This window comes from Stenotrophomonas sp. SMYL11 (genome assembly GCF_036320005.1).
Lineage (GTDB): Bacteria > Pseudomonadota > Gammaproteobacteria > Xanthomonadales > Xanthomonadaceae > Stenotrophomonas > Stenotrophomonas maltophilia_A.
In genome coordinates this window covers 1-8,550 of record NZ_JAWIRS010000022.1, presented here as the reverse complement: position 1 = coordinate 8,550, position 8,550 = coordinate 1, and the positions used below count along the sequence as shown (strand labels likewise).

At 66.0% G+C, this 8,550-nt stretch carries 6 protein-coding genes; 3 read left to right on the top strand and 3 right to left on the bottom strand.

The window, feature by feature from the left end; all coding sequences use genetic code 11:
* Window positions 1-92 precede the first annotated feature (92 nt).
* The 3 genes from V3B46_RS20490 to gmk form a co-directional block, all read right to left on the bottom strand.
* The gene (locus V3B46_RS20490) at window positions 93-2,255 is read right to left on the bottom strand and encodes a RelA/SpoT family protein (protein ID WP_019661980.1); all 2,163 of its coding nucleotides are present in this window, start codon (window positions 2,253-2,255) and stop codon (window positions 93-95) included.
* Between the two features lie 106 nt (window positions 2,256-2,361).
* Entirely contained in the window at window positions 2,362-2,661 is a 300-nt protein-coding gene (rpoZ, locus tag V3B46_RS20485; RefSeq protein ID WP_005410877.1) for a DNA-directed RNA polymerase subunit omega, read from the bottom strand.
* Window positions 2,662-2,771: 110 nt separating this feature from the next.
* Window positions 2,772-3,437: a guanylate kinase gene (gene gmk, locus V3B46_RS20480; protein ID WP_329892754.1), complete on the bottom strand. Its 666-nt coding sequence runs from the start codon at window positions 3,435-3,437 to the stop codon at window positions 2,772-2,774.
* A gap of 293 nt (window positions 3,438-3,730) precedes the next feature.
* Here gmk and fdnG point away from each other — a divergent pair, with 293 nt between their 5' ends.
* Genes fdnG through V3B46_RS20465 form a run of 3 tightly spaced genes read left to right on the top strand, consistent with a single transcriptional unit; the run spans window position 3,731 to window position 8,371 of the window.
* Window positions 3,731-6,799, top strand: a complete 3,069-nt coding sequence (fdnG, locus tag V3B46_RS20475; protein WP_152906882.1) for a formate dehydrogenase-N subunit alpha — start codon at window positions 3,731-3,733, stop codon at window positions 6,797-6,799.
* Window positions 6,800-6,809: 10 nt separating this feature from the next.
* The gene (gene fdxH, locus V3B46_RS20470) at window positions 6,810-7,727 is read left to right on the top strand and encodes a formate dehydrogenase subunit beta (RefSeq protein WP_329892753.1); all 918 of its coding nucleotides are present in this window, start codon (window positions 6,810-6,812) and stop codon (window positions 7,725-7,727) included.
* A complete protein-coding gene (locus V3B46_RS20465) occupies window positions 7,724-8,371 on the top strand; it encodes a formate dehydrogenase subunit gamma (RefSeq protein WP_032127833.1) in 648 nt (215 codons plus the stop codon). The genes fdxH and V3B46_RS20465 overlap by 4 nt, the downstream gene beginning before the upstream one ends.
* Window positions 8,372-8,550 lie beyond the last annotated feature (179 nt).

Here is an 8,550-nt window from a genome sequence, read left to right as displayed (position 1 = left end):
GGGGGGTTCGGGCGGGGCGGGGGCCGCAACGCACATGCAGGGCGGAAGCACCGCGACGTTGCCGGCCCGCGGCCGGCACTAGCGGGTTCGCGTTACTGGCGGCGTACCGACTGCACGACCGACAGGCGGCGCAGGCGGCGCATCACTTCGGCCAGATGGTTGCGGTCGCGCACCTGGATGTTGAACGCCAGCACGGCGGCATTGAAGTCACGGTCCAGGTAGTCCACGCGCTCGATGTTGGAATGGCTCTGTGCGATGGCGGCGGCCAGCTGCGCCAACACGCCGGTGCCGTTCTCCACTTCCACCACCAGCGAGGTGTCGTAGTCGCCGGAAACGGTGGTGTCCCAGCCGATCGGCACCCAGCGCTCGGGCGACTTGCGCAGCTCGGCCAGGTTCGGGCAGTCCATGCGGTGCACCACGATGCCCTTGCCGGCGGTGTGGTAGCCCATGATCTCGTCGCCGGGAATCGGCTGGCAGCAGCCGGCGAAGGTGACCACGCCGCGCTCGCTGCCGTTGATCAGGATCTTTTCCTGCGAGTGGTGGCGCGAATGCGGGCCGCCACGCAGTTCGGCGTAAGCCATCAGCGCCTGCGCGGCCTGGGTCGGCATCCAGTTGCCCAGCGCGACCTCGGCCAGCAGCGCCTCCAGGCGCGGGAAACGGTGCTCAGCCAGGAACGCATCCAGGCGCCCCTTCGGCAGCCGTTCCAGCGACGAATCCATCGCTTCCAGCGCACGGTCGAGCATGCGGTGGCCGAGCTGCACGGCATCTTCGTGCTCCAGCTGCTTGAGCTGGTGGCGGATGGCGGTGCGCGCCTTGCTGGTGACCACGAATTCCAGCCACTGCGGTTTCGGCGTGGCCGAGCGGGCGGTGATGATCTCCACCGACTGGCCCGACACCAGCTTGGTACGCAGCGGCACCAGTTTCTTGTCCACGCGCGAGGCCACGGCCATGTTGCCGACATCGGTATGCACGGCGTAGGCGAAGTCCAGCGCGGTGGAATTGCGCGGCAGGGCCAGGATCTTGCCCTTCGGGGTGAACAGGTAGACCTCGTCCGGGAACAGGTCAACCTTGACGTTGTCGAGGAACTCCAGCGAGGAACCGGCGGCACGCTGCGAGTCGATCAGCTCGACGATCCAGGCATGCGCGCGGCTCTGCGCACTGTTCGGTGAATCGCCGCCGAACTTGTAGGTCCAATGCGCGGCCACGCCACGTTCGGCGATCAGGTCCATCTCTTCGGTGCGGATCTGCACTTCGATGGGCGAACCATACGGCCCGAACAACACCGTGTGCAGCGACTGGTAACCGTTGGCCTTGGGAATGGCGATGAAATCGCGGAAACGCCCATCCAGCGGCTTGAACGTGGCATGCACCGAACCCAGCGCGTGGTAGCAGCTGGGCACGCTGCGCACCACCAGGCGGAAGCCGAACACGTCCATCACCTGGTCGAAGGTTTTGTTCTCGTCGCGCATCTTGTTGTAGATGCTCCACGGGGTCTTGATGCGGCTGACCAGGCGGTGTTCGATGCCTTCCTTCGCCAACCGCTGCGACAGCTGCACTTCCACCTGCGCCAGCGCTTCACGGCGGACCACCGGCTGGCTGCGGATGTGCTTTTCCAGGATCGCGTGGCGCCACGGATACAGCGCCTTGAAGCCGAGGTTCTGCAGCTCGCTCTTGACCAGGCTCATGCCCAGGCGCTGGGCGATGGGCGCGTAGATCTCCAGCGTCTCGCGGGCGATGCGGCCGCGCGCTTCGCGGCTCTGCGCGCCCAGCGTGCGCATGTTGTGCAGGCGGTCGGCCAGCTTGATCATGATCACGCGCAGGTCGCGCGACATCGCCAGCAGCATCTTGCGGAAGCTCTCGGCGGCCGCTTCCTGGCGGTCGCGGAACTTCAGCTTGTCCAGCTTGGTCACGCCGTCGACCAGCTCGGCCACGGCTTCGCCGAACTCGGCGGCCAATGCCTCACGGGTCAGCGGGGTGTCTTCGATGGTGTCGTGCAGGATCGCGGCGATCAGCGCTTCCACGTCCAGGCCGAGCTCGGCCAGCACCTGGGCCACGGCCACCGGATGGGTGATATAGGGCTCGCCCGACTTGCGCGTCTGCCCGGCGTGCGCGGCGGCTCCGACTTCCCAGGCGCGGCGCAACAGCGGCAGCTGTTCCGGCGGCAGGTAATGGGCGGCGCGTTCAAGCTGGAGGACGTAGTCGGGTACGGCGGCAGCGGGGGCTGCGGCGACCTTGGCAGTGGGGCCTGGGTTCATGCCCGAAGCCTATTCCAGCGCGACGTTTACGGCAAATCCTGAATGCGAAACAGCCCGCACGGGGCGGGCTGTTCGGCACATCCAACAATTACGCTGATCGATGCGATCAATCGTCGTTCTTGGACATGTCTTCGTCGGCGACCACTTCCGCGGCAGCCCACTCCAGCGCTTCGCGCTCGGCGCGCTCACGCTCGGCCTTCTCGACTTCGTCGATCAGCGCGTTGTCGATCTTGCGGGCAGCGATTTCGCGCAGCGCCAGCACGGTCGGCTTGTCCTCGGTCTCGCTGTTGTCCAGCGTGGCCTGCACGCCGTTGGCGAGCTGGCGGGCACGCTTGGAAGCCATCATGACCAGTTCGAAACGGTTGTTAACGACTTCCAGGCAATCTTCTACGGTGATGCGGGCCATACGGGCTCCCGGCGACCGGTCGGCCGCTCAGTCGAATGAGGGAAAGGGGACGGAGTGTACTGGCAGGGGCTGGACAAAATCAAGCCAACCCCTACCCGATTCTTTTGGAATCAGTCAGTTGCGCCCGAATCGGGGGTCAACAAGGCCTGGATCAGCCCAGCGTGGCGGACCTTCTGGGCCTCCCGGCGCAGGCGGCTGGCGGTGAAGATGGCGCACAGCTCGTCCACGGCGGTGTCGAACATCTCGTTGACGATGACGTAGTCGAACTCGTTGAAGTGCAGCATCTCGTCACGGGCTGCGCCCAGGCGCTGGGCGATGACCGCCTCGCTGTCCTGGCCGCGCTTGCGCATGCGGTCCTGCAGGGCCTGCTTGGACGGCGGCAGGATGAACACGGTGACCGTGCCCGGCACCAGCTGGCGCACCTGCTGCGCGCCCTGCCAGTCGATTTCCAGCAGCACGTCCTGGCCGGCGGCCAGCTGCGGCTCCACCGATTGGCGGGCGGTGCCCTTCCAGTCGCCGTGCACCCAGGCATGCTCGAAGAAATCGCCGGCGGCGATCATCTGCTCGAACTTTTCGGCACTGACGAAGTGGTAGTGCTGGCCGTTCACTTCACCCGGGCGCATCGCACGCGAAGTGAAGGAAATCGACAGGGCGATCTGCGGATCACGCGCCAGCGTGGCATTGACGATGCTGCTCTTGCCGGCGCCGGAGGGGGCGGCAACGATGTACAGCGTGCCGCGCGCGACGGCGTCCGACGAAGGTGACGGGGCGCTCATGCACGGAACCCAACTGGTTGATTTCGCAAAATTTTTCCTCGATGTTCCAGATCCGGCGCGGAGGATCGCGCCAGGACGGCGGAGGCTGCGCGGAACATCCTGGAACCAGGCCCGGCAGACGGCTCCCCGGGGTGCGGGCACGCAACTTTACCAGAGCCGCCCCTTTTCGCGCCCCTTGGCGAGGCGGCCGGACCTTGTGCCACATGGGCATCCGGGGGCCTGTGCTATAACCGGGCCGTACCTACCGACAGCCGGGTGGTCTGCGTGCCGCCCCGCCATCCAAGGAGAACGGCATGCCCTCGATGAGTCGCCGCCAGTTCCTGAAGGTCACCGGGACAACCCTGGTGGGCTCCAGCCTGGCACTGATGGGCTTCGCGCCCGGCATCGCGCTCGCGGAGGTCAGGCAGTACAAGCTGACCCGCGCGACCGAGACCCGCAACACCTGTACGTATTGTTCGGTGGCCTGCGGCATCCTGATGTACAGCCTCGGCGATGGCGCCAAGAACGCCGAGCCGAGCATCTTCCATATCGAGGGTGACCCGGACCATCCGGTCAACCGCGGCACGCTGTGCCCGAAGGGGGCCGGCCTGGCCGACATCATCCACAGCAAGTCGCGCCTGCTCTACCCCGAGTACCGCGCGCCGGGCTCGAACGAGTGGAAGCGGCTGAGCTGGGACGATGCGCTGGACCGCATCGCGCGGCTGATGAAGGAAGACCGCGATGCCAACTTCGTGCAGAAGAACGAGGCCGGGCAGACGGTCAACCGCTGGCTGACCACCGGCATGCTCGCCGCCTCGGCGACCAGCAATGAAACCGCGGTGCTGACCCACAAGGTCGTGCGCTCCCTTGGCATGCTGGCATTCGACAACCAGGCACGTGTCTGACACGGCCCGACGGTGGCAGGTCTTGCCCCGACGCTAGGCCGTGGTGCGATGACGAATCACTGGGTCGACATCAAGAATGCCGACCTGATCCTGATCATGGGTGGCAATGCCGCCGAGGCACACCCGTGCGGGTTCAAATGGGTGACCGAGGCCAAGGCACACAACAAGGCCCGGCTGATCGTGGTCGATCCGCGCTTCAACCGCTCGGCCGCGGTGGCCGACGTGTATGCGCCGATCCGTACCGGCACCGACATCGTGTTCCTGGGCGGTCTGATCAACTACCTGTTGACCGAGGACCGCATCCAGCACGAGTACGTGCTGAACTACACCGACATGTCGTTCCTGGTGAAGGACGAGTTCGCCTTCAAGGACGGCCTGTATTCGGGCTACAACGAGGAGAAGCGCAGCTACGACCGCTCCAGCTGGGACTACGCCTACGGTGACGATGGATTCGTGCGCAGCGACCCGACGCTGAAGGACCCGCGCTGCGTCTACAACCTGCTCAAGCAGCACTACGCGCGCTACACCGTGGAGATGGTCGAACGCATCTGCGGCACGCCCGCCGACAGCATCCGCCAGGTCTGGGACATGATCGCGTCCACCGCCGGCAAGGACAAGGCGATGACCATCCTGTACGCGCTGGGCTGGACGCAGCATTCGATCGGTGCGCAGAACGTGCGCGCCGGCACCATGGTGCAGCTGCTGCTGGGCAACATCGGCGTGGCCGGTGGTGGCATGAACGCCTTGCGCGGGCATTCCAACATCCAGGGCCTGACCGACATCGGCCTGATGTCCGACCTGCTGCCCGGCTACCTGACGTTGCCGAAACAGGACGAGCAGGACTATGACGCCTACATCGCCAAGCGCACGCAGAAGCCGCTGCGCGCCAACCAGATGTCGTTCTGGCAAAACTACCCGAAGTTCCACGTCAGCCTGATGAAGTCGTGGTGGGGCGACGCCGCTACCGCCGACAACAACTGGTGCTTCGACCATCTGCCCAAGCTCGACAAGCCGTACGACATGCTGCAGGCGTACGAGCTGATGAACGAGGGCAAGATCCACGGCTACATCTGCCAGGGCTTCAACCCGCTGGCCTCGGCGCCGAACAAGGGCAAGCTGATCAGCGCGTTCTCCAAGCTGAAGTTCATGGTCAGCATGGACCCGCTGGAAACCGAGACCATCGCGTTCTGGCAGAACCATGGCGCGCTGAACGACGTTGACCCGAGCACGATCCAGACCGAAGTATTCCGCCTGCCGACCACTTCCTTCGCCGAGGAAAACGGCGCGGTGGTGAACTCCTCGCGCTGGCTGCAATGGCACTGGAAGGGGGCCAATCCGCCGGGCGAAGCGCGCAGCGACATCGAGATCATGTCCGAGCTGTTCCATCGCATCAAGGCGATGTACGAGAAGGACGGCGGTGCGTGGTGGGAGCCGGTGCGCGACCTGGCCTGGAAGTACTCCAACCCGGAACTGCCGACGCCGGAAGAACTGGCGATGGAATACAACGGCAAGGCACTGGCCGACGTGTTCGATCCGAAGGACCCGACCAAGCTGGTGCGCAAGGCCGGCGAGCAGCTGGCGGCATTCGGCGACCTGCGCGACGACGGCAGCACCTCCTCCGGTTGCTGGATCTACATCGGCGCCTGGGGCCCGACCGGCAACATGATGGCGCGACGTGACAACAGCGACCCCACCGGCATCGGCAACACGCTGGGCTGGGCCTGGGCATGGCCGGCCAATCGCCGCGTGATGTACAACCGCGCCTCGTGCGACGTGGCCGGCCAACCGTTCGATCCGCGCCGCACGCTGCTGGCCTGGAACGGGAAAAACTGGGGCAGCGTGGACGTGCCGGACTTCAAGGCGGATGAAGATCCCGCCGGCGGCATGGGCCCGTTCATCATGAACCCGGAAGGCATCGCCCGCTTCTTCGCCAAGGCTGGCATGGCCGAAGGGCCGTTCCCGGAGCACTACGAACCGTTCGATACCCCGCTGCGCAGCAACCCGCTCAGCCCGGGCCAGGCACTGACGTTGAACAACCCGGCGGCGCGCGTGTTCGCCAGCGATCGCGCACAGATCGGTTCGCCGGACGAGTTCCCGCATGTAGCCACCACCTACCGCCTGACCGAGCATTTCCACTTCTGGACCAAGCACGGCAAGTTGAACGCCATCATCCAGCCCGAGCAGTTCGTCGAGATCGGCGCGGCGTTGGCCGATGAGCTGGGCATCAACAACGGCAGCCGCGTGCGGGTCAGTTCCAAGCGCGGGCACATCGAAGCCGTGGCGATGGTGACCAAGCGCATCAAGGCCCTGCAGATTGATGGCAGAACCGTGCACCAGGTGGGCGTGCCGATCCACTGGGGCTTCCTCGGTGCGGCCAAGCCCGGATACATCGCCAATACGCTGACCAACGCCATCGGTGACGGCAACTCGCAGACGCCCGAATCGAAGTGCATCCTGGTCAAGGTCGAGAAGGTGTAGGAGACACGCCATGTCACTGCAATCCCTGGACATCATCCGCCGCTCGGCCACCACCACGCCCTCGCCGGAGGCGCGTGGCGCGCACACCGGCCAGGTCGCCAAGCTGATCGATGTGAGCAAGTGTATCGGCTGCAAGGCCTGCCAGGTCGCCTGCATGGAGTGGAATGATCTGCGCGACGAGGTCGGCAGCTGCGTTGGCAGCTACGACAACCCGCCCGACCTGAGCGAACAGTCGTGGACGGTGATGAAGTTCCGCGAGTACGAGGACGAGAAGGGCAAGCTGGAGTGGCTGATCCGCAAGGAAGGCTGCATGCACTGCAGCGATCCGGGCTGCCTGAAGGCCTGCCCGTCGCCGGGCGCGATCATCCAGTACGCCAACGGCATCGTCGACTTCCAGGAAGAGAACTGCATCGGCTGCGGCTACTGCGTGACCGGTTGCCCGTTCGACGTGCCGCGCATCTCCCAGAAGGACCACAAGGCCTACAAGTGCACGCTGTGCTCGGACCGGGTGGCGGTGGGCCAGGAACCGGCCTGCGTGAAGACCTGCCCGACCGGCGCGATCACCTTCGGCAGCAAGCAGGCGATGACCGAGCACGCGGCGGGACGCGTGGAAGACCTGAAATCGCGCGGCTACGAGAACGCCGGCCTGTACGACCCGCAGGGTGTGGGCGGCACCCATGTGATGTACGTGCTGCAGCACGTCGACAAGCCGGAACTGTATGCCGACCTGCCGAAGGACCCGCGCATCAGCCCGATGGTGGAGGTGTGGAAGGGCGTGGCCAAGCCGCTGGGCGTGCTGGCGATTGCCGCTACCGCCTTCGCCGGCTTCCTGCATTACATCGGCATCGGCCGCAACACGGTCAATGACGAGGAAGAAGAGGAAGCCGAGCACGAGGCGAAGAAGATCGAAGAGGAGCAGCGGCCATGAAGTACGCCCCGCACCCGCGGCAGATCATCCGCTACCGCGCGCCGACCCGCATCAATCACTGGATTGTGGCGATCTGCTTCGTGTTGACCGCGCTGTCCGGGCTGGCGTTGTTCCACCCTGCCCTGTTCCCGCTGACCCAGTTGTTTGGCGGTGGGCCATGGACGCGCATCCTGCACCCGTTCATCGGCCTGGCCATGGTCGTCGGCTTTGCGCTGCTGGCGTTCCGCATGTGGCGCGACAATCTGCCGACCGCCGACGATGGCAAGTGGATGCGCGGCATGCGCGATGTGCTGCGCAACGAGGACGAGAAGCTGCCGCCGGTGGGCCGCTTCAATGCCGGCCAGAAGCTGCTGTTCTGGGCCATCATCGGTTGCCTGTCGGCGCTGCTGCTGACCGGCTTCGTGATCTGGCGGCAGTACTTCAGCCACTTCTTCCCGATCGGGGTGATCCGCTTCTCGGTGCTTGCCCACGCGCTGTTCGGCTGGGTGCTGGTGTGCGCGATCGTGGTGCACATCTATGCAGCGATCTGGATCAAGGGCTCGGTGCGGGCGATGACCCAGGGCAAGGTGACCTACGGGTGGGCGTACAAGCATCACCGGCAGTGGTTCCGGGACATCCTGCGCGGACGGCGGGAAGAGGGGTAGCGGCAGGACCTGCGGCCCTGCACCCGCAGAGGCAACGTCAACGTCAAAAGGCGGCTTCCAGAGGGGTGGGGGGGGGGGGGGGGGGGGGGGGGGGGGGGGGGGGGGGGGGGGGGGGGGGGGGGGGGGGGGGGGGGGGGGGGGGGGGGGGGGGGGGGGGGCGCGGCGGGGGGGGCGGGGGG